Here is a 22256-nt window from a genome sequence, read left to right as displayed (position 1 = left end):
GATTGGAGTAATTTAAATGGCTATTACACGAAGAAGTTTTCTTAAAGGTGTAGCAACCACAAGTGCAGCGTCAGTTATTGGTCCTAGCTTATTGGCGTCCGCCTCTGCCAATGCGGTTGAGACGACAGGTACTTGGAAAGTAACAGGTTCTCACTGGGGCGCGTTCCGCGCCCACATCTACGCGGGTAAAGTTCAAGAGATCAAACCGCTAGAGCTAGACAAAAACCCAACAGAAATGTTGAACGGCATCAAGGGTATTATCTACAGCCCTTCACGTGTGCGTTACCCAATGGTTCGTCTAGATTGGTTGAAGAAACATAAATACAGCGCGGATACTCGCGGTAACAACCGTTTCATCCGCGTGACTTGGGATGAAGCGCTAGATTTGTTCTACCGCGAACTAGAACGTATTCAAAAAGACTACGGTCCATGGGCGCTACACGCAGGTCAAACGGGTTGGAACCAAACAGGTTCATTCAACAACTGTACCGCGCACATGCAACGTGCAGTAGGTATGCACGGCAACTTCATCACTAAAGTAGGTGACTACTCGACGGGTGCAGGTCAAACCATCATGCCTTACGTACTTGGTTCAACCGAAGTTTACGCACAAGGTACGTCTTGGTCTGAAATCCTAGAGAACTCTGACAACATCGTTCTTTGGGCTAACGACCCAGTGAAAAACCTTCAAGTAGGTTGGAACTGTGAAACGCATGAATCATTCAAGTACCTAGCACAGCTAAAAGAAAAAGTTGCGAAAGGTGAGATCAACGTTCTGTCCGTAGACCCAGTGAAGAACAAGACTCAGCGCTACTTAGAGAACGATCACTTGTACATCAACCCGCTGACAGACGTAGCGTTCATGCTTGCTGTGGCGCACGTGCTGTACAACGAAGACTTGTACGATAAGAAGTTCATTGATACTTACTGTCTAGGCTTTGAAGAGTTTATTCAATACGTTCAAGGTAAGACAAAAGACAAAGTAGAGAAAACACCAGAGTGGGCTGCGGCTATCTGTGGCGTGAAAGCGGACAAGATTCGCGAGTTCGCACGTATGCTAGTCAGTGGCCGTACACAGATCCTGATGGGTTGGTGTATCCAGCGTCAAGAGCACGGTGAGCAACCATACTGGGCGGCGGCTGTGGTTGCTGCAATGGTTGGTCAAATCGGTCTACCTGGCGGTGGTATCTCTTACGGTCACCACTACTCAAGTATCGGTGTGCCTTCTACTGGTTTCGCGGGCCCTGGTGGCTTCCCTCGTAACCTTGACCAAGGTATGAAGCCGAAGTGGGACAACAACGACTTTAACGGTTACAGCCGTACTATCCCAGTTGCACGTTGGATCGACTGTCTGCTTGAGCCAGGCAAAGAGATAAACTACAACGGCGGTAAAGTGAAACTGCCAGACTTCAAGATGATGGTTATCTCGGGTTGTAACCCATGGCACCACCATCAAGATCGTAACCGCATGAAGAAAGCGTTCCGCAAACTTCAAACGGTTGTAACGATCGAGTTTGCGTGGACTGCAACATGTCGTTTCTCTGACATCGTTCTACCTGCGTGTACGCAATGGGAACGTAACGATATCGACGTGTACGGTTCATACTCGAACAAAGGTCTGATCGCGATGCATCGTCTCGTTGATCCATTGTTCCAATCTAAGCCTGACTTCCAAATCATGAGTGAACTAACTCAGCGTTTTGGTCGCCGCGAAGAATACACTCGTGGTATGAGCGAGATGGAGTGGATCGAAAGCCTATACAACGATTGTAAGAAAGCGAACGAAGGTAAGTTCGAAATGCCAGAATTCAATGAGTTCTGGGAGAAGAGCGTACTAGACTTCGGTGAAGGTAAACCTTGGGTTCGTCACGCGGACTTCCGTAAAGACCCTGAGCTTAACCCTCTAGGTACACCGTCTGGCTTCATCGAGATTACATCACGTAAGATCGGCCGTTACGGTTACGAACACTGTCAAGAGCACCCAATGTGGTTCGAAAAATCAGAGCGTTCACACGGTGGCCCTGGTTCAGATAAATACCCATTCTGGTTGCAGTCTTGTCACCCAGACAAGCGTCTGCACTCTCAGATGTGTGAATCTGAAGAGTTCCGTGCAACTTACGCGGTGCAAGGTCGTGAGCCTGTTTACATCAACCCAGCGGATGCGAAAGCGAAAGGCATCAAAGACGGTGACTTAGTGCGCGTATTCAACGGTCGTGGTCAGCTATTAGCTGGTGCTGTTCTTACTGACAGCTACCCACGTGGCGTTATTCGTATCGAAGAAGGTGCATGGTACGGTCCTCTAAACGAGAAAGAGGGCGCAATCTGTACTTACGGTGACCCTAACACGCTAACGCAAGACATTGGCTCTTCTGAACTTGCGCAGGCGACTTCTGCGAACACATGTATCGTAGACTTCGAGAAGTTCACCGGCAAAGTACCGCCAGTGACTTCATTCGGTGGTCCAATCGAAGTTGCTTAATTAATGCAATTCACATCAATCGAAATACCAGCCTTCGGGCTGGTATTTTTTTTAACCAAAATTTCAGTGAGCGTTATCTCAATAATAAATTTGTGACGCTAAACGACAGTAGGATTCGTGACGTTGATAACGAATTGGGTGGGACAAGCAGGGGATAATGAACCAAGCTAAACAATAATAATTAAGTGAGTAGACTCTTTATGGCTCAGAGCATTCAATTGGCAAATCACATTGAGATCACTGTGAATAACAACGACTTCCAAGTTGAAGTTGAGGGTAATCAATTACATTTTTCTTTTGCTGGGCTTCACAATAAAACGTTTACCGACCGTGAAGTGTTGTTCGAGATGCCGTTTTTGTACGAGCACGAGGCCAACGTGATTGGCGATGGCTTCCAAATGCTGGCGCAAACAGCGGGAACGGTTAGCCATCCCGTTGATATTGGTCGCTGTCCAGACAACAACCCTTCTTATCGAATCTATCCCAAAGATGCCCCTAAACGTTACTACAACTATTTAGTGGTGGAAGGCTCGGCTGGCTATACCTTGTTTGGCTTCACATCATGTCATCGCTTTGCGGGCTATTTTGATGTTGTACTGCGTGATGGACACTGGGTTTTATCTGCCGCGATTGATGGTGAGTTTACTCAAGTGGCGGATTGGGAAAGTAATCAACTTGAATCCGTGGCGGTACTCTGCGGCCAATCTCTGTCTGAGCTTTATCAAATCTATGGAGAGATGATTGCAGAGCATCATCCTGTTCGCCAAGGTGTGACACAAGATGCGCCTGTCGGTTGGTGTTCGTGGTATGCCTACTACGCAGACGTGACAGAGCAAAACATCATGCAGAACGTTGATTGCATGCAAGATAAGCTTGAAGACCTAGAGTGGGTACTTCTGGATGATGGCTATCAAGCCTTTATGGGCGATTGGTTAACCCCATCGGATAAGTTTTCTGGTGGTGTGAAAGAGCTCATTCATAGTATCCGTGCAAAAGGCAAAAAGCCGGCGATTTGGATGGCGCCCTTTATTGCTCAACCTGAGTCGGAGATCTTCAAACAACACCCAGAGTGGTTTGTTCGTCACAAAGATGGAAGCTTACTTAAAGCAGAAGATGTCACATACGGTGGTTGGCGCTGCACGCCTTGGTACATACTCGATACCTCAAACCCAGAAGTACAAGACCATCTGACGAATGTAGTCTCTGTCATGAGACAAGAGTGGGGCGTTGAATTGTTCAAGCTAGACGCGAACTATTGGGGCACTTTGAAAGGTGTGCGTAAACAGTCTGGTATTACCGGCGTTGAGGCGTATCGCTTAGGAATGGAAGCGATTGCTAAAGGCGCTGGTGAGGCGTGGCTTTTAGGTTGCAACGCGCCAATGTGGCCATCTCTAGGGCTTGTGGATGCAATGCGTGTTTCTGATGACGTAGAACGCCATAGTCGTCGTTTCGAGCAGATAGCCAAAGAAACCTTTTACCGTAGTTGGCAGCATCGAAAACTGTGGCAAATTGACCCGGATTGCGCGACATTCACGTCATTAGCTAATCAAGCCGCATCCAGAGAAGAGTATGAATTTCATCGCACGGTGTTATTGGCGTGTGGTGGTTTGCTGCTGTCTGGCGATCCGCTCCCTGAGATTACGCCATTTGCAAAGAAGACATTGGCTAAGCTCATGCTACGTCAACAACGTAACCAAGAGCCAGCAAAGTTCACGGCTTTGAGTTTAAATCATGCGTTTTTAAAACTAACGACGAAGAATGACCTTCACTGCTTGTTTAACTATGCCAGCTACGGGGCGATGGAATTTACGCTGACGTCTGATCAACCGATGGATTGGTATGATTACTGGACAGGAGAAAAGCTAAACCAAGAACCTTGTCAGTTATTAATGGTGAGCGTTGATAAAGGGTTAAATGCGAAAGCGATCGTCACGGCATAACGTGAACCAAATCGTTCGATTATAAAAACAAGAAAGGAGCCTACTGTGGCTCCTTTTTCGTTTTGACGTCCTGAGCGTCAGAACTCGAATAAAAAGTAATACCCGTATCCAACGATAAAAGCAGGAATGGACGAATAAATAGTCGCGACCAAAGCGGCTTTCGGTGCCATTGCAATGGCGGGGAATAGGGCGTCACCATCATTGGAAATCGCATTTGCCAGCTGCGCCGAAAGTGGCGCTGCACCAGAGATGTACAAGCTGGTGACTAAAATTTGCGGACCACAACCAGGTAGCATACCAATGGCTAAGCCAGCTAATGGCATCCATATCCCCCAATGAGAAAAGGTTTCTACGAGATTGATTCCAGAAAAATAGGTTGTCAGTTCAAACGCCAGAAACGCCACGATCACCCAAGCACTGACGAAATTCGTATCTTGGGCTGCTTTTTGAATCGGGTGTGAGTCCACAATTTTTTCATCTTCAGAGACCGTTGACTGATAATCGCCGAGCTCTTTTGTCATCGCCCACAACGACATTGTGATCACCGCGAAGATAGCGCCCAGCCATTCAATGGTATTGGCCTGCAAAGACAACAGCTGATTAATATCGATTTGGAAAGACATTAACACAGCAACGACGCTGGCAGGCACAATAAGCCATTTCCAAAACGCGCCTTGTAGATTGATTGCACGTTGTTCAAGTGGCGTGTGACGGTCTGTCTGGTGTTGGCAACAAGCATGTGTCTGAGGCGCTTCTTTTGGTTCTGGGCGCAGAAAGTTATCAGCATGAAAAGCATTAACGACCAACCCTGAAAGAGTACCCACGATTATGCCTAATCCAACCACGCCTAATCCAACACTTGGTTTGGCGGCAAGAAGTAAAAAGGCAGCGTCACCCATTGTTGAAGTAAGTACCGCGACAATCGCACCAAATCCCACTCGGCCACTAATAAATTGCGTTGTCACAACAATAGCGCCACCACAGCCAGGCAAAGCACCCAATAAAGAAGCAAAGAAAACCTGATGATTACGCGAGCGATGGTAGAGCTCGGTAATTCGATTGGTTTTCGACATAAAGTTTGAAAGATAATGATAAATTGCCAATGTGGCAGCAACATAGCATGACACCGCCCAGAATGAGTCGGATAGCGTCTGTACGGCAACGTCACGTGTATTTTCATTGCCTAGCAAAATGAGCATGACGATAGGGATCAGCAATCGCTTATAAGCTAAACGAAACTGAGTAGGCTGAAACAACTGTTGTGCAGAGTGTAAAAATTGGGTCGCGTTCATCGTTTACTCAAATGCAAATAGGAATAATTATCATTATATGTAAATGAGATTTATTCGCAATAGCATTGTGAACTTTTCTTCGTGTCAAACTCTCTGAAATCAGGTAAAGTATCGGCCTTTGTGAGCAAACACGCCCTAATTAACTGTATTAGGCGGCGTATAAAATTGACTTGAATAGGAAGAAACATGATTCTAGTTGTAGGTCATAAGAACCCAGACAGTGACAGTATTTGTAGTGCACTCGTTGCAACTGAACTTCTAAAAGCGCGTGGCGTTGAAGCTATGCCAATTCGCCAAGGCGAAATCAACCGTGAAACTCAGCACATCCTAGAAGTTGCTGGCGCTGAAGTTCCTGAGCTTCGCACATCAGTTGCGGGTGAGACCGTTTGGCTAGTAGATTACTCAGATCTAGCACAAGCACCAGACGATATCGCAGAAGCTGAAATTGCGGGTATTGTTGACCACCACCGCCTAGGTGACGTGATGACAGTAAACCCAATGGAAGCATGGATCTGGCCTGTTGGTTGTACCAACACTGTTCTATTCAACATGTTCAAGATTGAAGGTCACGCGATTACTCCACAAATCGCTAAGCTAATGATGTCAGCAATTCTATCTGACACAGTAGGCTTCGCTTCTCCAACTTGTACACAAAAAGACAAAGATGCCGTTGCTGAGCTAGCGGTAATCGCAGACGTACAAGATGTTGATGCATTCACTAAAGATCTTCTAATTGCTAAGACAAACATCGAAGGTCTATCTGCGGCTGAGCTTGTTGAGAAAGACCTTAAAGGTTACCCATTCAACGGTCGTGACGTAGTAGTAGGTCAGGTTGAGCTTGCAACACTAGAGCAAGTTGACGGTATGATCGAAGCACTAGAAGCGGATCTAGAAGCGCGTTGCGAAAAAGACAACCTTGCATTTGCGGCTGTAATGCTAACAGACATCACGACTGCTCAAACTCGTCTTCTATACAAAGGTGAGTGGGCTGAGAAGCTTGTTAAGCACGAAAAAGACGGCATGCTAATGATGGAAAACACGCTAAGCCGTAAGAAGCAAGGTTGGCCTTGGCTTCAAACTGAGCTAGCTTAATTTTCTAGCATATACTTTAAATGCCCGCCTAGCTGCGGGCATTTTTCTATGGGAAATAGGAGACGAATATGTCTGAGCAACTGACCCAAGAGCAGATGGATACCATCAATCGTTACAACGAAGAGCAACGTTTAAAGTACTGCGTAAAAGAGATTGTGGCGAATCGTAAAGTTTGGATTCTGAAAGATGAACATGGCTGTGTCATGTTAAATACAGAAGATGATGATTGTGTACCAGTATGGCCAAACGAAGAGTTTGCTTTGCAATGGGCGAATGGTGATTGGGAAGATTGCGAGCCAGAAGCGATCTCTCTAAACAAGTGGCACAGTCGTTGGACATCTGGTCTAGAAGATGACGAATTATCTGTTGTTGTATTCCCAAATCAAAATGAAGAAGGGGTGGTTTTGTTTCCTGATGAGTTTGATTTCGAACTGCGCAAACAAGCGAGCCGCCGCTAATTTTTCGATTCGTGTCCATTTAATAAAGAAGCCTGCKTTAACGCAGGCTTCTTTACATTTGCACGATGACATCTTTGATAGGCTATTTTGTTTGGTGGCTTGGCGCCTTATAGAAGTGGCTTTCGACTAGGCGTTGAGTAATAGGATGTTCGGGATGAGTCAATACCTGGTTGGTTTCGCCAAACTCGACCACTTCACCTTCATGCATCACCATCACTTTGTCAGTAATGTGCTTAACAATGCCAATGTGTTGAGATACATACACAAATGACAATCCCATCTCTTCTTGCAACTCGAGGAATAAGTTAATGATCTGTGAGCGCATTGCCATATCCAAACCGTTTAACGCCTCGTCAGCGACAATGATGGAAGGTTGAAGAATAAGCGCACGAGCTAAACACACGCGCTGTTTTTGACCTGCCGCTAGCATTTGTGGATAAAAATAGGCGTGTTCAGGCAACAATCCGACGCGGAGTAGGGTGTTCTTCACACGCTGCATGCGTGCATCTGGCGGCATGTTGGTGTTTCGCTTTAATGGGCCTTCCAAAATACGGCCAATCTGGATACGCGGGTTGAGCGATGTGTTTGGATCTTGGAAAATCATGCGAATGAGCTTACAGCGTGTCGCGTAATCTTTGTGCTCCAATCGTTCGCCATTTACACGGATTTCTCCAGAGCTTGGCTCTACAACGCCTGCAAGCATGCGGGCAAGAGTGGATTTTCCTGAACCGTTTTGGCCAATAAAACCGATAGTCTGCCCCGGCTCTAACGTAAAGCTCACCGGTTTGACAGCCTCATTAACCTGACGTTTGAATAGTCGGGAGCGCGTAACAAACTGCTTCGATAAATTATCGACTTCAAGTAACGCACTCATGACTTTTTCTCCGTGTTCAATGGAAAGTGGCAGTTAAATTTATGATTCTTAATTCGTCTGGTGTGTGGAATTTCAACACATTGTTTCTGCGCATACGGACAACGTGGACCGAGTCGACAACCGATTGGCAGATGCTGCAATGGCGGAATCGAGCCCGGTAAGGATTGGAGTTTTTGCTTGTGTGGTACCCAATCATTAAAGTCTGGCATCGCTTTAAGCAAGGCATCTGTATACGGGTGCTTGGGTGCCGCAATGATTTTACTGGTATCGGCAGACTCTACCGACTGACCACAATACATTACCGTAATGCGGCCCGCCCATTGTGTGATGGTCGCTAAGTCGTGACCGATAAGCAGAATGGTCGTGTTATTGAGCTGGTTCATACGGCTCAATAAACGCAATATTTGCGACTGGGTAATCGGGTCTAAGTCGTTAGTTGGTTCATCTGCGATCAGCAATTTAGGTTTGGTCGCAATCGCCATGGCAATCATGACTTTTTGACACTCACCATCGGTCAGTTCATAAGGATAGCTACCCATTAAGCGTTTATGGTCTTTAATCCCCACTTTGTGCAAAAGCGCAATGGCCTGTTTTTTACGCCATTTAAATCGCTCCCACCATTTCCCTTCAAACGCGCGAGATGGGATGGACTCAATCAATTGACGTCCCACTTCTTCTGAAGGGTCAAGACAAGTTGAAGGCTCTTGGAAAATCATCGCAATATCACGCGCAATGACGCGTCGACGTTCTTTTGGCGTAAGCTGAAGCAAGTCAATATTGCCAAGGCGCATACGGTCTGCGGTAATGCGCCAGTTATCTTTACTTACCCCAACAATCGCTTTTGCAACCAAGCTTTTCCCTGAACCAGACTCACCTACAAGACCACGAATTTCGCCTTCATTCAAAGTTAGGCTCATTCGGTCCACGGCTTTGACCAACCCTTGAGGGGTTTCAATCTCAATAGTCAAATGTCGAATATCTAACAACGGCATTATTCGATCCCCGCATTAAGCGCTTGACGTACACCTTCACCTACTAAGTTTAGGGTAATAACGGTAAACATGATGGTTAGGCCGGGTAGGGTTACGGTCCAAGGTGCAATATAAATCAACTCGACAGAGTCACCTAATATCGCTCCCCACTCAGTACTTGGTGCTTGTGCGCCTAAGCCAAGAAAGCCCAGCGCAGTAATATCTAAAATCGCAGCAGACAGCGCGAGCGTGATTTCAGCAGCAATAACCGTCAATATGTTGGGAAGAATTGAACTCCACAGTAAGTAGAAATCATTAGCGCCATCAAGGCGTGCCGCCATTATGTAGTCTTTTTCAACTTCGGTGTGGACTGCGATATAAACGGAGCGAATAAAACGCGGAATCAAAGCCAAGCAGATCGCGAGTAAAATATTGAACCCACCAAAACCTAGAAATGCCACAAAAATGATTGCTAATAACAGCGACGGGATCGACATGACGGTATCGAGCAAGTGATTGAGGGTACTCGACAGTAAGCCTTTCGTCATACCTGCTAATACGCCAATCAAACAACCTACGACCGCGGCAATCGCAGTGATGGCAACGGCTGCACCAAATGTAAGTTGAGAGCCCATGATCAAGCGTGACAGAATGTCTCGGCCTAAGTCATCGGTTCCCAAAAAGTAATCAACCGTTCCAGCTGGGGCCCATGATGGCGGCACAAGCAATTCGCCTGACTGTGCTTGGGCATCAAACGGCGCAAGCAGTGGCGCAAAAATGGTAATTAGGACGATAAATACCAAGCACCATAGGCCAAACATGGCTAGCCCGTTGGCGCGGTAACTTCGCCAAAATCGCTCAAACTGAGTTGGAATGCGTTCTTCCTGATAAACGTTATTTGTTAGCATACCATTCCTTTCGAACTAGAGGGTTAATCATCGCGCCAATCAAATCAGAGAGAATATTAGCGGTGAGAACCAAAGTCGCAAGTACCATCACGCCAGCTTGGATTGATGCATAATCTTGGTTTGCCAATGCATCTAACAACCAACGACCAATACCTGGCCAGTTAAAAATAGATTCAGTGATGATAGCCAAGGTAATCATACTGGAAAGCTGAACACCGACTTTGGGGATGATAGGCGGTATCGCATTACGCAGCACATGTTGAGTAACGATCTCGCGGTTAGAGAGACCTTTGATTCTCGCTGCACGAATGTAGTTTTGGCTCATCACTTCCGCCACCGAAGAACGCATTAGTCCGACAACCTGCGTGGTTGGAGCCAAAGCGAGCACTAAACATGGCAGCACCATATGCTCAATGACGCTTTGCAGTGCGTGAGCGCGGTATTCACCTTTCGCCATGAATGCATCGATAATGGCAAATCCGGTTACATGATCAATTTCGTAAAGCAGGTCATACCGTCCTGCCACGGGAAAGAGTTGGTATTCCAATGAAAAAACCATGATAAGTAACAAAGCCACCCAAAAAATTGGAGCGGAATAACCAGACATCGACATGAATGAAATGCTGGTGTCGAGCCATTTACCTTGCTTCATCCCAGCCACGGTTCCAAGCGGAATGCCGATCAAAAGGGACACCAAAAAGGCAAAAAAGCACAGTTCCAAAGTGGCAGGGAATACGACGGCGAGCTCGTCATAAATCGCGTTGCCGTTTTTACTTATGCCAAAATCAAGCTGAGAAAGGTTGATTAAGTAAGTTTGCCAACCAGACCAAAAATCAACGTTTGCCCAGTGCGAGAGAGGGTCAAGGCGCAGCAGAGAAAAGCCCACTAATGTGAGGATCATCAAAGTGATGAAAAATAGGTTAAAGCGTCGAACGGTATACCAAAACATCAGTGAATTCTCTCAACTCTATCAAACGGTTGGGCATTGAAAGGGCTTGATTTGAAGCCTGTCAGTGATTTGTCGTGAACACGGAATTGCACACCATGTGCCAGAGGAATTACCGGGAATTCTTGATTTAAAATGTTCTGCGCTTGGCGATATAGGTTCAGACGGTAACGCGGTTCTTGGGTTTCCAATGCCAAATCGAGCAAGAAATCGAAATCATCGTTACACCACATCGATACGTTGAGGCCAACGCGATCAGACTCACAAGATAATAACGGGCGGAAAAAGTTGTCAGGGTCCCCGGTATCACCAATCCAACCAGTTAAAAGTAAATCGATGTCGTTGATGTTCTCTAAATCCACACGTTCGAATCTATCATCGGTTAGCAACGTTAACTCAACCCCAATATCGGCAAAATTCGCTTGGATTAGCTCCGCGGTCTTGCGAGGACTTGGGTTAAAGGCGCGTGGTTCAAGTGGTACCCACATGGTCAGCTCTAGACCGTCTTCATAGCCAGCATCACGGAGAAGTGCTAATGCATAGTTACGGTCATAACGAATTTTTACGCTGTCCTTTTGATAGGCCCATGAATTAGGCGGTAGCAATGTATAAGCTTGCGAGCCAGTTCCGTAGTAAACCGAATCTAAAATGTTCTGACGGTTAATCGCTAAGTTAAGTGCTTGGCGGACGCGAGCATCACTAAGTGCAGTCGTTTCAGTGTTGATCGCAATAAAGGATACGTTGTTGGCTGGCGTAGCAGTTAGCTCAAGATTGTCATTTTCTTGAATAACGGGTATTTGGCTTGAAATAGGCGAAGAGAGCACATCACACTCGTTTCTTAAAAGTTTCGCCAAGGTACCAGTGCCTCTGTGAGAGATATCGAACACCACTTGTTCCATTTTCGCGGGTGACTTCCAGTAGTTAGAGTGACGTTCCAAACGAATCAAGTCGTTCACTTGGTACTCTTTTAGTTGATATGGGCCGGTACCGATAGGAAGTTGGTCGATTTCTTCTTTATGATCTTTTGCTGCCAGTTGCTGTCCGTACTCCGCAGACAATATGACAGCATGGCTGGTGGCAATATTTGCCAAGAAGGAAAAATTTGGCTGAGATAAGGTAAACCTTACCGTATGCTCGTCAATCGCAGTCACGTCTTGCAGCAGGTTTTGAAAATCTAACCCTGCAAACCATGGATAAAAACCACCACCTACTTGGTGAAAAGGATGGTCTACATCAATGATTCGCTTGAAGCTAAATACCACATCCTTTGCATTCAATGGGCGAGTGGGAGTGAACCAGGACGTGGTTTGGAATTGAACATTACGTTTAAGCTTAAACGTGTATTCCGTTCCTGACTCATTCACAGACCAACTCTCAGCGATATTTGCTACTGGCTGATGTGATTTAGGATCGAGCGTGAGCAGCGTATCGTACAACTGCGGGCTCAGTGCCTCTGCGGTAATACCGCTATCAATAAGCTGAGGGTTAAACGTAGTTGGCTTACCTTGTCCGCAAAACACAAAGCCAGCTTTGCGAATGTCATTGTGGTCAATTTCATCACCACAAGCGGTCAGTAGGCTAATCCCAATAAGGCTCAGCGATAATCTTATAAAAGCATTCATAATATGAAATGTTCATTGGATCTTGCTTGTTTCATTTGATCTTACTCTTTCAGAGCTAACAAGCGAAAATGATCTCGCTAATTTATCACCTTTGTGAACTCGCTCCAAACATAAAATCCATACACTGTAAGGTGTTATGCTTGAAAGACATACAAATTAGAGCGCTGTCACTCGCTCGCTAACCGATCAAGCACCTTCGACCTAGCTAGCTTTGCCCGACTAAACCATATTTTCTAACCATCCCTCGTAATTGGTGGTAGCTCAAACCAAGTAGCTCGGCTGCTTGTCGTTGATTAAACTTGGCTTCTTCCAATGCGCGATTGAGTAAGTGGATGTCTTGCTCTTCTTGCCACTGTTTATAGTCTAGAGGGAATTGAACTGCGCTGCTTGGTGCTTCCTCTTCTTGCTGCAGTTCGGCTTGCTCGGCATTATGACCAAGCGTGTTATTCCAAACTGTTTCAAAAGGATTGAAAATCAGTTCATCAATTGGATCGGCATTGAGACCATGTTGGTAAATAGCACGTTCAATCACGTTTTTTAGTTCACGGACATTACCTGGCCATTCATATTCAAGAAGCGAATGCTGTGCTTTTGAGGTAAAACCGACAAAATATTCCAGTTGAAGTTCACGACACATCTTCATCGCGTAGTGCTCTGCTAAAGAGAGGATGTCTTCTTTTCGTTCACGAAGAGGAGGCAGCATGATGACATCAAACGCTAAACGATCGAGTAAGTCGGCACGGAAATCACCTTGCTCTGCCAACTTTGGTAGGTCGGCATTGGTTGCACAAACAAGTCGAACATCCGCATTGAGAGCGGTATGACCGCCAACTCGTTCATATTCACCATATTCGATGACACGCAACAGCTTTTCTTGAACTAAAAGTGGTGCGGTGGCCAATTCGTCAAGAAACAAAGTGCCGCCTTCGGCGCGTTCGAAACGCCCTTTATGCTTGCCCTTAGAACCTGTAAAAGAACCGGATTCATGACCAAATAGCTCTGAATCTATTAGTCCTTCGCTTAAGGTCGCACAGTTGAGTGATAGTAGTGGCTTATCCCAACGTCTTGATAAATAATGCAAACGCTGAGCGATGAGTTCTTTACCCGTTCCTCGTTCACCGATAATGAGGACTGGACGCTCAATAGGCGCAAGTTGTGATACTTTATCTAGTACGGCGAGAAAAGCAGGTGATTCACCAATCAGGTTTTGCTTCATAAAGTCCTTCTTATTTAACAGCCAAGCCATGATTTACATATGGAGTTGGTGAATTTCACCAACAGTTGGTGAAAAACATCATAGCATAATAGTGCATAACGACAACAAAATGCATAAATTGCTGATTTTAAATGTAATTTTAAGTTGGCATGCTACTTGTAATGTATTCAGGGAGACGCAAGGTCAATCACCACCTTGTCGAGTTTTAATAGGAAAAAAGAGGAGTTCCGTTATGGGTATTTTTTCTCGATTTGCAGATATCGTTAACTCAAACATCAGTGCATTACTGGACAAGGCGGAAGATCCTGAAAAAATGATCCGTCTTATCATTCAAGAAATGGAAGACACACTTGTTGAAGTGCGTACTAACTCGGCTAAAGCGATTGCAGACAAAAAAGAGTTGGCTCGTAAAGTTGAAACGTTAGAAGAGCAAATTGGCGAATGGAGCCAAAAAGCGAGCCTAGCGTTGGTAAAACAGCGTGAAGATTTGGCTCGTGCAGCGTTAATTGAAAAGCAAAAGCTTGAGCAAGTGATTAAAGGTCTTCACACTGAGCAGACGTTAGTAGAAGAAACGATCGACAAGCTTACAGGCGAGATCGGTAAGTTAGAAAGCAAAATTGCAGAAACGCGTGCAAAACAGCAAGCACTAGCAATTCGTAACCAAACCGCCTCTAACCGTCGTGATGTGCAAAAACACCTGCACACTAGCCGTACTAATGAAGCGATGGCGAAGTTTGAGCAGTACTCGCGTAAAGTGGATGAAATGGAAGCAGAAGCAGATTTGTACGCACAAACTGGTAATGCAAAATCGCTAGAGCAAGAGTTTGCAGAGCTTCAAGCTCAAGACGAAATCGAAAAAGAGTTGGCAAAACTGAAAGAACAGATGTCATCGAAAGATAAATAATAAAGGAGCCATTTATGTCGACATTTTTATTTGCAGGACCAGCAATTGTCTTTCTGATCTTTGTCGCTCCTCTATGGCTCTTCTTACACTATCGCAGTAAACGCAAAACGGATAGTGCACTGTCGAGCCAAGATTTAGAGCGCCTTCAGGTACTATCTGAAAAAGCGGAAGCGATGCAGTCCCGAGTTGATACATTGGAGCGCATCTTGGATGCTGAGTCACCAACATGGAGACGCAAGTATGACTAATCGAGAGCTGTATCGTGACCCAGTAAATGGCAAAATCTCCGGTGTTTGCGCCGGAATTGCCAACTACTTTGGTGCAGAGGTTTGGTTGATTCGTATTGTAGTGATTTCTGCAGCTCTGTTGGGCGGTACGTTTTTGGTGTTGTTAGCATACGTCGCGATGGCGTTTATGTTAGAAAAGCAACCAGTGACGTATTCTGAAAATATCCGAGCGCAACAAGAGCACACACTTAAAAGTAAGCCTTGGCAGAAAGGACAAAGTCCGGACCAATTGCTCAGTGTGTTGGAACGCGATTTTGACCGTCTTGATGGCAAAATCCGTAACATGGAAGCGTATGTTACGTCTGATACATATAGGGTTAATCGGGAGTTCAGTAAGCTCTAAACACTCCGCATCCAAAGAAGATTTAAACGAAGCAGGTGCAAAGCCTGCTTTTTTGTCACAAATTACTAATTTTAAAGCACTATTAATCTTTTCAACTCTGGAAGTTCGCCCAGAATTCATCTACTTTAAAAATAATCCCTTAATTTTTATGGATGAATGTAATGAGAAGATTGCTCATTCCTGTCGCCATCTCGGCTGTGTTGTCGGGGTGTGGTAAAGAACTTCCCCCTGTTCCAGAACCTGAATCCCGCCCCGCAAAGCTATTTACAGTATCTGTTGGCAATGCCCAATTTGAACGACACTTTCCTGCCACGACGGAAGCTGGTGATAAAGCGGTACTGACGTTTCGAGTTCCTGGACTTCTTCAAACGATTGAGGTGAATGAAGGTCAAGTCGTCAGCAAAGGCGATGTATTGGCTTCATTAAATCCTGATGAGTATTCTCTGCTTGAACAGCAAGCTCGGGCAAATTTCGCGCTCGCAGACGTGCAGTACAAGCGATACCAAAAGTTACGTAAAGACCAAGTGGTGTCCGAACAAGACTTTGATGAGGCAAAAGCGAATCACAATTCAGCCAAAGCTCAGTGGAATCAAGCAAAGGCAAATTTAAGGTATACCAAACTTGTCGCGCCATATGATGGTACGATTTCGTATATTCCAGCAGAAAACCATGAGTATGTCGCCGCAAAAGAAGGCGTGATGAATATTCAATCCAACCAACTGCTTAAGGTGATATTCCAAGTCCCTGACTATCTGCTAAATCGTTACACCCAGGGTAGCGATGTCTCTGCCAGAATGGTCTTTGACGCTTTCCCCGAGCAGTCATTTGACTTGACCTTTCAAGAAATCGATACAGAAGCCGATCCTAAAACCGGTAGTTACAAAGTCACTATGGTTATGGAGCGACCAGCAGAAATAGGCCTTTTACCGGGCATGTCTGGCAATGCTTACCTCCTATCTAAAAATGCTGGTGCAACAAAAATTCCTAATTCCGCGCTGCTAGAAGAGAACGGCAAAACATACGTTTGGCGTGTTGATGAGCAAGGCATTGTGTCCAAAGCCGCTATTGAGATGAATGACAAAAACCAAGTGTTAGCTGGGCTTAACGATGGCGATCAAATCATTATCTCTGGTGTTAGTGTAATTGAACCCGGAATTCAGGTAAGAGCCTGGATTAAGGAAAGAGGGTTGTAATATGAAAGGAATCATCTCTCTAGCGGCATTATTTTCAACGTTTCTTCTAGTTGGTTGTGGCGATAAGGCACCAGAAAAAGCTCTTGAGACACCGCGTGTAAGAGTTACCTCATTAGCGGGAAATCGGGTGGATGACAACTTATATTTCCCTGCGGTTGCGAATGCAGCGGATCGCTCTCATTTGAGTTTCAGAGTGGCAGGAGAAGTCAGCCGCATCATGGTAAAAGAGGGCGATAAAGTCACGAAGGGTGATGTTATCGCAACGTTGGACCCTACGGACTATGAGTTGGATGTAGATAATGCGAGTGCGCGTTTTTCTGTTGTTGACAGTCAGTATCGCCGTTCACGTCCTTTGGTTGATAAAGGCCTATTAGCTAAGTCTCAGTTTGATGAAATTGCAGCACAACGACAAATCGCTCTGGCTGAGCTTAAGTTAGCGAAACTCCGTTTATCATTTACTACCTTAAAAGCGCCTGTGGATGGGATCATTTCGCGAGTTAATATCGAGCAATTCGAAAATGTCCAAGTCGGACAGCATATCGTCAATATTCATAGTTTGGAGCGAGTAGAGGTGCTGATTCAACTTCCAGACCGGCTCTATGTGAACCAACCGCCAACGGAAGAAAGACTTACCGCGATAAAAGCATTGGTGCGCGTCCCTAGTGGTAACGAGTACAACGCGACCGTGAAAGAATTTACGACTGAGCCAGACCCAACCACAGGCACGTTTACCGTCACATTATCGCTTCCTATGCCGGAAGAAGAATACATCCTAGATGGGATGGCAGTTGAGGTGACCTCCAAAGATAAGAACGTTGGCTTGGATCTCAATTTAGGAATTAATGTTCCTATTGAAGCCATTTTCAATGCGGACGGTGACGAGCTGGGGCGGGAAAACAAATTTGTTTGGGTACTGAATGATGACAATACGGTATCGCGCAGACAGGTTCGAGCAGGTAAAGCATCTAAAACATCCATTCAAATCCTTGATGGTCTCATGCTGAAAGACAAAGTTGTGATTGCCGGTGTTTCTCGGTTAAGGGATGGCATGAAAGTGGAAGTGATACAGGAAATGGCTACGCAGGAGGCCGGTCTATGAGCGATCTTAATAAATCAGTGCCTCAAAGTGATGATGATGTGACCGGTATTGCTGCGTACTTCATCCGAAATCGTGTCATCAGCTGGATGGTCGCACTGATCTTTTTGATTGGTGGTATCGCTGCATTCTTTGGGTTAGGGCGTCTTGAAGACCCTGCTTTTACCATCAAAGATGCCATGGTGGTGACCTCTTATCCTGGTGCGACGCCGCAACAAGTCGAAGAAGAAGTGACTTATCCGATCGAAAAAGCGATTCAGCAGCTTACTTATGTTGATGAAGTGAATTCGATTTCCAGCCGAGGATTATCGCAAATCACGGTCACGATGAAGAACAATTATGGCCCTGATGATCTGCCACAAATCTGGGATGAGTTACGCCGTAAAGTGAATGACCTTAAAGGGACGTTGCCTCCGGGTGTGAATGAACCTCAAGTGATCGATGATTTTGGTGATGTTTACGGGATTTTGTTAGCGGTGACTGGCGACGGTTATAGCTATAAAGAGCTACTGGATTACGTCGATTACTTACGCCGAGAGCTCGAACTGGTTGATGGCGTGAGTAAAGTTTCGGTATCCGGGCAACAGCAAGAACAAGTTTTCATCGAAGTATCGATGAAAAAGCTGAGCAGTATAGGACTTTCTCCCGATACGGTCTTTAATCTTCTCTCGACGCAAAACGTGGTTTCTGACGCAGGGGCGATCAGAATTGGTGACGAGTACATCAGAATTCAGCCGACTGGCGAATTCCAGAGTGTGGATGAGCTAGGCGATTTGTTGATTACTGAGTCGGGTGCTCAGGGGCTCATCTTCTTGAAAGATGTAGCGGAAATAAAACGTGGTTATGTAGAAGTCCCGAATAATATTATTAATTTTAACGGCAGCCTCGCACTGAACGTGGGTGTTTCTTTTGCTGAAGGCGTCAATGTCGTTGAAGTCGGAAAAGCGTTTGATCATCGCCTTGCAGAGCTAAAGTACCAACAACCTGTTGGTATCGAAATCTCGGAAATTTACAGTCAGCCTAAAGAAGTGGATAAATCGGTTAGCGGTTTTGTTGTCAGCTTGGCTCAAGCTGTCGGTATCGTCATTATCGTACTTCTGTTCTTTATGGGGCTACGTTCAGGTCTGCTTATCGGTTTAATTTTACTGCTGACGGTGTTGGGTACGTTCATTTTCATGAAGTATCTCGCGATAGATTTGCAGCGGATTTCATTAGGTGCCTTGGTTATCGCGTTAGGTATGTTGGTGGACAATGCAATCGTCGTGGTTGAAGGGATTTTGATTGGTACTCAAAAAGGACGAACTCGACTCCAAGCAGCGACTGACATTGTTACCCAAACCAAGTGGCCATTACTTGGGGCAACTGTGATCGCGGTAACTGCATTTGCGCCCATTGGACTGTCTGAAGACTCGACGGGTGAATACTGTGGCACTTTGTTTACGGTTCTTCTGATCTCATTGATGTTGAGTTGGTTTACCGCTATCTCGTTGACACCATTCTTTGCTGACATCTTCTTTAAAGGCCAGAAGATTAAACAAGGTGAAGGGGAAGAAAATGATCCATATAACGGGGTTATTTTCGTTATTTATAAAAAGTTTCTTCAGTTTTGTATGCGTCGTGCTTGGTTTACCGTTGTGGTGCTGATTGCGGGATTAGCGGCAAGTGTTTATGGGTTCACCTTTGTGAAGCAAGCGTTTTTCCCATCGTCGACAACGCCTATTTTTCAGTTAGATGTATGGATGCCGGAAGGAACTGATATTCGTGCCACCAACACAACGCTTAAAGAGCTAGAAAGTTGGTTAGCTAAGCAAGAGCATGTCGACCATATCACGACGACTGCAGGTAAAGGCTTACAGCGCTTTATGCTAACGTACGCGCCAGAGAAAAGTTATGCGGCTTATGGTGAGATAACCACTCGTATGGAAAATTACGAAGCGTTAAAACCATTAATGGCGAAGTTTCGAGAGTATTTAAAAGCTAACTACCCAGAAATCAATTACAAGCTCAAACAGATTGAGTTAGGCCCTGGTGGTGGTGCAAAAATTGAAGCGCGCATTATTGGCTCTGATCCAACCGTCCTTCGTACGATAGCCGCTCAGGTCAAGGACATCATGTACGCCGACCCTCAGGCAACAAATATCAGGCATGATTGGCGTGAACGAACCCAAGTTCTTGAACCTCAGTTTAATGAGAGTCAGGCACGTCGCTATGGCATTACAAAATCAGATGTCGATGACTTCTTGTCCATGTCATTCTCTGGAATGACGATAGGCCTTTACCGAGACGGCACGACGCTCATGCCTATCGTGGCTCGTTTACCTGAAGATGAACGCATTGATATTCGTAACATTGAAGGCATGAAAATATGGAGTCCAGCACAGAGTGAGTTTATCCCACTTCAACAAGTCACAATGGGTTACGACATGCGTTGGGAGGATCCTATCATCGTACGTAAGAACCGTAAGCGTATGCTCACTGTGATGGCAGACCCTGATCTTCTAGGTGAAGAAACCGCATCGACGTTGCAAAAACGTTTACAGCCCCAAATCGAAGCGATTCAAATGCCTCCTGGCTATTCACTAGAGTGGGGTGGTGAATACGAATCTTCAGGTGATGCTCAAGAGTCGCTGTTTACTACCATGCCAATGGGGTACTTGTTCATGTTCTTGATCACTGTATTCCTATTTAACTCTATCAAAGAGCCACTCATTGTTTGGCTTACCGTGCCGCTGGCGTTAATTGGTGTCACCACTGGTTTGTTGGCACTCAACACGCCGTTTGGTTTTATGGCATTGCTCGGCTTCTTAAGCTTATCGGGAATGGTGCTCAAAAATGGCATCGTATTACTGGACCAAATTGAAATAGAAATGAAATCGGGTAAAGAGGCTTATGATGCGGTCGTTGATGCTGCGGTAAGCCGTGTTCGTCCTGTGTGTATGGCTGCAATCACGACGATCCTTGGTATGATCCCACTATTACCAGATATTTTCTTCAAACCAATGGCGGTTACGATTATGTTTGGTTTGGGCTTTGCGACAGTCCTGACACTGATTGTCGTGCCAGTGTTGTATCGTTTATTCCATAAAGTGGCAGTACCGAAACAGGCTTAGTGCTACTGATATAACGATGAAAAGTATCGCGCCTCTAGCTCATCAGTTAGAGGCGCTTTTTAAGGAAGAATAATGACAGAACAAAAAACGTGTGCGTGGGCGATGAATCACACATTGGAGCGCGAATATCATGATTCCGAGTGGGGCGTGCCAGTATATGACGACCAAACCCTGTTTGAATTTATTACGTTGGAAGGTGCGCAAGCTGGGCTTAGTTGGATTACCATTCTTAAAAAGCGCGAAGGGTATAGAGAAGCGTTCGAGAACTACGACCTAGATGCGTTGGAACAAAGAAATGAAGAACGCGCTGAATACATCGTGGAAAACTTCGATGTTGTAAGGCATCGCGGAAAGATTAACTCGGTTTTCAGTAATGCCAAAGCGGCCAAAGCGTTAATTGCTGAATACGGAAGTTTATCAGACGCGTTGTGGCAGTTCGTGGACGGCGAACCAATCGTCAATCAATGGCAGCATATGAGTGACGTACCAGCTTCGACAGAGCAATCCAAAGCCATGAGTAAGTTCCTAAAAAAGAAAGGCTTCAAGTTTGTCGGTGAAACCATCTGTTATGCTTTCATGCAAGCCGTCGGCATGGTGGATGACCATATCGTTGGATGTCCTAAAAAGCAGAATAAGTAACGTTTGGCTTATTAAGTTTATGTTGTTAGTTCTGGCTATCATGAATACGTTCCAAAGCTTCGATTCGACGCCATTGAGTGGCATCGAAGCTTTGCTTTCTTAAAGCAATGATTTCTGCCTGTTTTTCGTCTTGCCCTAGAAAATCCCTATTCAGAATCTCTTGACGCTGTTTTAAGTAAGTGGCGAGTTGAGTCTCAAATGATGCTCTTTGCTCATCAAGCTTTTGCAGCCTTTGCGCTCCAGCGTCTCCCACCAGTGCAACACGGGCGATGTACTTATCTTGTGAATCAAGCTGAGAAGCTTGCTCGAGTTGCTCCGCTAATGCGTTATTGCGTTCACTTTCTCGGATATAATCTGGTTGTTCTGATAGCGCTTGATTGAGAAGGTGTGTTTGACTCTCGATATCCGATGCCTGTTTTTTAATCGTCAGCTTTTCCAATGCAAGTTGGCGAAGTCGGTTTTCTTCGTCAAACAATTGAGCTATCTGGACCTCGCTAAAGTATTGAAGCTGTAAGTTCAGTATTGCTTCATTCAGCATGGTTAACTGTTCAAGCGTTAGGTGGTTGTGCTCAAAAGGCTCTAATGCAGAGAGTGCTTGCTTGTAGGAAAGGTAGGTCTGAAAAAGTTGAGCATCAATATTCAGTGTTTGCTTTGCTAAAGTGTCATCATTGACTTCCGCTTTGATCGTATCGAGATCTTCTTCGCCCAGCCGGCTAAGAGAATATTCGAAGAAGTCTTTTGGGGAAGAGACATCGGCGGCTATATCTTGCTGAGATTGCGAATGGTTAGAGGCTATCTCTTGTTGTTTGTCGCTTTGCAACAGAGAAAGCGCTCCCACGCCAAATATCGAGAGCAGGATAAAAGTGGTGAGAGCGACTTTCTTCAT

Annotated in this window: 19 protein-coding genes; 11 read left to right on the top strand and 8 right to left on the bottom strand. The window is 45.5% G+C overall.

Annotated elements, in window-relative coordinates; genetic code table 11:
- Positions 1–16 precede the first annotated feature (16 nt).
- Both torA and R2S67_RS07175 read left to right on the top strand, forming a co-directional pair.
- On the top strand, positions 17–2479 hold the full coding sequence (gene torA / locus R2S67_RS07180) for a trimethylamine-N-oxide reductase TorA (RefSeq protein WP_041156583.1): 2463 nt from the start codon (positions 17–19) through the stop codon (positions 2477–2479).
- 200 nt (positions 2480–2679) lie between these two features.
- The gene (locus tag R2S67_RS07175; RefSeq protein ID WP_317342979.1) at positions 2680–4419 is read left to right on the top strand and encodes a glycoside hydrolase family 36 protein; all 1740 of its coding nucleotides are present in this window, start codon (positions 2680–2682) and stop codon (positions 4417–4419) included.
- A gap of 77 nt (positions 4420–4496) precedes the next feature.
- Here R2S67_RS07175 and R2S67_RS07170 read toward each other — a convergent pair whose 3' ends face one another.
- Positions 4497–5711, bottom strand: a complete 1215-nt coding sequence (locus R2S67_RS07170; protein WP_237308454.1) for a putative manganese transporter — start codon at positions 5709–5711, stop codon at positions 4497–4499.
- A gap of 186 nt (positions 5712–5897) precedes the next feature.
- On the opposite strand from R2S67_RS07170, the gene R2S67_RS07165 reads away from it, so the two are divergent.
- Together R2S67_RS07165 and R2S67_RS07160 are read left to right on the top strand one after the other, a co-directional pair.
- Positions 5898–6803 carry a manganese-dependent inorganic pyrophosphatase gene (locus R2S67_RS07165; RefSeq protein ID WP_005393312.1) on the top strand — a complete coding sequence of 302 codons (906 nt, stop codon included), beginning with the start codon at positions 5898–5900 and terminating at the stop codon, positions 6801–6803.
- A 68-nt stretch (positions 6804–6871) separates the two neighbouring features.
- The gene (locus R2S67_RS07160; RefSeq protein ID WP_012841946.1) at positions 6872–7261 is read left to right on the top strand and encodes a DUF2750 domain-containing protein; all 390 of its coding nucleotides are present in this window, start codon (positions 6872–6874) and stop codon (positions 7259–7261) included.
- Between the two features lie 82 nt (positions 7262–7343).
- Here the strand turns inward: R2S67_RS07160 and R2S67_RS07155 are convergent, their stop codons facing one another.
- The 6 genes from R2S67_RS07155 to pspF all read right to left on the bottom strand — a co-directional run bounded on the left by R2S67_RS07155 (position 7344) and on the right by pspF (position 13798).
- Positions 7344–8135: an ATP-binding cassette domain-containing protein gene (locus R2S67_RS07155; protein WP_005393308.1), complete on the bottom strand. Its 792-nt coding sequence runs from the start codon at positions 8133–8135 to the stop codon at positions 7344–7346.
- Positions 8132–9127: an oligopeptide/dipeptide ABC transporter ATP-binding protein gene (locus R2S67_RS07150; RefSeq protein ID WP_005378126.1), complete on the bottom strand. Its 996-nt coding sequence runs from the start codon at positions 9125–9127 to the stop codon at positions 8132–8134. Before R2S67_RS07150 ends, R2S67_RS07155 begins: the two co-directional genes overlap by 4 nt.
- Entirely contained in the window at positions 9127–10014 is an 888-nt protein-coding gene (locus R2S67_RS07145; RefSeq protein WP_005378123.1) for an ABC transporter permease subunit, read from the bottom strand. Before R2S67_RS07145 ends, R2S67_RS07150 begins: the two co-directional genes overlap by 1 nt.
- Complete coding sequence (locus R2S67_RS07140; RefSeq protein WP_046874787.1) at positions 10001–10963, bottom strand: ABC transporter permease; 963 nt, start codon at positions 10961–10963, stop codon at positions 10001–10003. Before R2S67_RS07140 ends, R2S67_RS07145 begins: the two co-directional genes overlap by 14 nt.
- A complete protein-coding gene (gene sapA / locus R2S67_RS07135) occupies positions 10963–12582 on the bottom strand; it encodes an ABC transporter substrate-binding protein SapA (protein ID WP_005393298.1) in 1620 nt (539 codons plus the stop codon). Before sapA ends, R2S67_RS07140 begins: the two co-directional genes overlap by 1 nt.
- A gap of 205 nt (positions 12583–12787) precedes the next feature.
- Positions 12788–13798 carry a phage shock protein operon transcriptional activator gene (pspF, locus tag R2S67_RS07130; RefSeq protein ID WP_048626229.1) on the bottom strand — a complete coding sequence of 337 codons (1011 nt, stop codon included), beginning with the start codon at positions 13796–13798 and terminating at the stop codon, positions 12788–12790.
- Between the two features lie 232 nt (positions 13799–14030).
- Here pspF and pspA point away from each other — a divergent pair, with 232 nt between their 5' ends.
- From pspA to R2S67_RS07095, 7 genes are all read left to right on the top strand, one after another.
- Positions 14031–14702: a phage shock protein PspA gene (gene pspA, locus R2S67_RS07125; RefSeq protein ID WP_005393294.1), complete on the top strand. Its 672-nt coding sequence runs from the start codon at positions 14031–14033 to the stop codon at positions 14700–14702.
- 14 nt (positions 14703–14716) lie between these two features.
- Entirely contained in the window at positions 14717–14950 is a 234-nt protein-coding gene (pspB, locus tag R2S67_RS07120; protein WP_046874790.1) for an envelope stress response membrane protein PspB, read from the top strand.
- Positions 14943–15332 (top strand): envelope stress response membrane protein PspC, encoded by a 390-nt coding sequence (pspC, locus tag R2S67_RS07115; RefSeq protein WP_012841944.1) that lies wholly within the window; start codon positions 14943–14945, stop codon positions 15330–15332. The genes pspB and pspC overlap by 8 nt, the downstream gene beginning before the upstream one ends.
- A gap of 161 nt (positions 15333–15493) precedes the next feature.
- Complete coding sequence (locus tag R2S67_RS07110; RefSeq protein ID WP_203346459.1) at positions 15494–16525, top strand: efflux RND transporter periplasmic adaptor subunit; 1032 nt, start codon at positions 15494–15496, stop codon at positions 16523–16525.
- Position 16526: 1 nt separating this feature from the next.
- A complete protein-coding gene (locus R2S67_RS07105; protein WP_074191125.1) occupies positions 16527–17624 on the top strand; it encodes an efflux RND transporter periplasmic adaptor subunit in 1098 nt (365 codons plus the stop codon).
- Entirely contained in the window at positions 17621–20731 is a 3111-nt protein-coding gene (vmeI, locus tag R2S67_RS07100; protein WP_317342970.1) for an efflux RND transporter permease subunit VmeI, read from the top strand. The genes R2S67_RS07105 and vmeI overlap by 4 nt, the downstream gene beginning before the upstream one ends.
- Positions 20732–20803: 72 nt before the next feature.
- A complete protein-coding gene (locus R2S67_RS07095; RefSeq protein WP_317342968.1) occupies positions 20804–21370 on the top strand; it encodes a DNA-3-methyladenine glycosylase I in 567 nt (188 codons plus the stop codon).
- 25 nt (positions 21371–21395) lie between these two features.
- Here the strand turns inward: R2S67_RS07095 and R2S67_RS07090 are convergent, their stop codons facing one another.
- Positions 21396–22256 (bottom strand): lipase secretion chaperone, encoded by an 861-nt coding sequence (locus R2S67_RS07090; RefSeq protein WP_317342966.1) that lies wholly within the window; start codon positions 22254–22256, stop codon positions 21396–21398.

It is taken from the genome of Vibrio sp. T13N, assembly GCF_032970445.1.
Classification (GTDB): domain Bacteria; phylum Pseudomonadota; class Gammaproteobacteria; order Enterobacterales; family Vibrionaceae; genus Vibrio; species Vibrio diabolicus.
This window is presented reverse-complemented; position numbering and strand designations above follow the sequence as displayed.

Excerpts from the sequence above, each read along its gene's own strand:
- torA (WP_041156583.1), top strand. The coding sequence starts at position 17 with ATGGCTATTACACGAAGAAGTTTTCTTAAAGGTGTAGCAACCACAAGT.
- R2S67_RS07175 (WP_317342979.1), top strand. The coding sequence starts at position 2,680 with ATGGCTCAGAGCATTCAATTGGCAAATCACATTGAGATCACTGTGAAT.
- R2S67_RS07170 (WP_237308454.1), bottom strand. The coding sequence starts at position 5,711 with ATGAACGCGACCCAATTTTTACACTCTGCACAACAGTTGTTTCAGCCT.
- R2S67_RS07165 (WP_005393312.1), top strand. The coding sequence starts at position 5,898 with ATGATTCTAGTTGTAGGTCATAAGAACCCAGACAGTGACAGTATTTGT.
- R2S67_RS07160 (WP_012841946.1), top strand. The coding sequence starts at position 6,872 with ATGTCTGAGCAACTGACCCAAGAGCAGATGGATACCATCAATCGTTAC.
- R2S67_RS07155 (WP_005393308.1), bottom strand. The coding sequence starts at position 8,135 with ATGAGTGCGTTACTTGAAGTCGATAATTTATCGAAGCAGTTTGTTACG.
- R2S67_RS07150 (WP_005378126.1), bottom strand. The coding sequence starts at position 9,127 with ATGCCGTTGTTAGATATTCGACATTTGACTATTGAGATTGAAACCCCT.
- R2S67_RS07145 (WP_005378123.1), bottom strand. The coding sequence starts at position 10,014 with ATGCTAACAAATAACGTTTATCAGGAAGAACGCATTCCAACTCAGTTT.
- R2S67_RS07140 (WP_046874787.1), bottom strand. The coding sequence starts at position 10,963 with ATGTTTTGGTATACCGTTCGACGCTTTAACCTATTTTTCATCACTTTG.
- sapA (WP_005393298.1), bottom strand. The coding sequence starts at position 12,582 with ATGAATGCTTTTATAAGATTATCGCTGAGCCTTATTGGGATTAGCCTA.
- pspF (WP_048626229.1), bottom strand. The coding sequence starts at position 13,798 with ATGAAGCAAAACCTGATTGGTGAATCACCTGCTTTTCTCGCCGTACTA.
- pspA (WP_005393294.1), top strand. The coding sequence starts at position 14,031 with ATGGGTATTTTTTCTCGATTTGCAGATATCGTTAACTCAAACATCAGT.
- pspB (WP_046874790.1), top strand. The coding sequence starts at position 14,717 with ATGTCGACATTTTTATTTGCAGGACCAGCAATTGTCTTTCTGATCTTT.
- pspC (WP_012841944.1), top strand. The coding sequence starts at position 14,943 with ATGACTAATCGAGAGCTGTATCGTGACCCAGTAAATGGCAAAATCTCC.
- R2S67_RS07110 (WP_203346459.1), top strand. The coding sequence starts at position 15,494 with ATGAGAAGATTGCTCATTCCTGTCGCCATCTCGGCTGTGTTGTCGGGG.
- R2S67_RS07105 (WP_074191125.1), top strand. The coding sequence starts at position 16,527 with ATGAAAGGAATCATCTCTCTAGCGGCATTATTTTCAACGTTTCTTCTA.
- vmeI (WP_317342970.1), top strand. The coding sequence starts at position 17,621 with ATGAGCGATCTTAATAAATCAGTGCCTCAAAGTGATGATGATGTGACC.
- R2S67_RS07095 (WP_317342968.1), top strand. The coding sequence starts at position 20,804 with ATGACAGAACAAAAAACGTGTGCGTGGGCGATGAATCACACATTGGAG.
- R2S67_RS07090 (WP_317342966.1), bottom strand. The coding sequence starts at position 22,256 with ATGAAGAAAGTCGCTCTCACCACTTTTATCCTGCTCTCGATATTTGGC.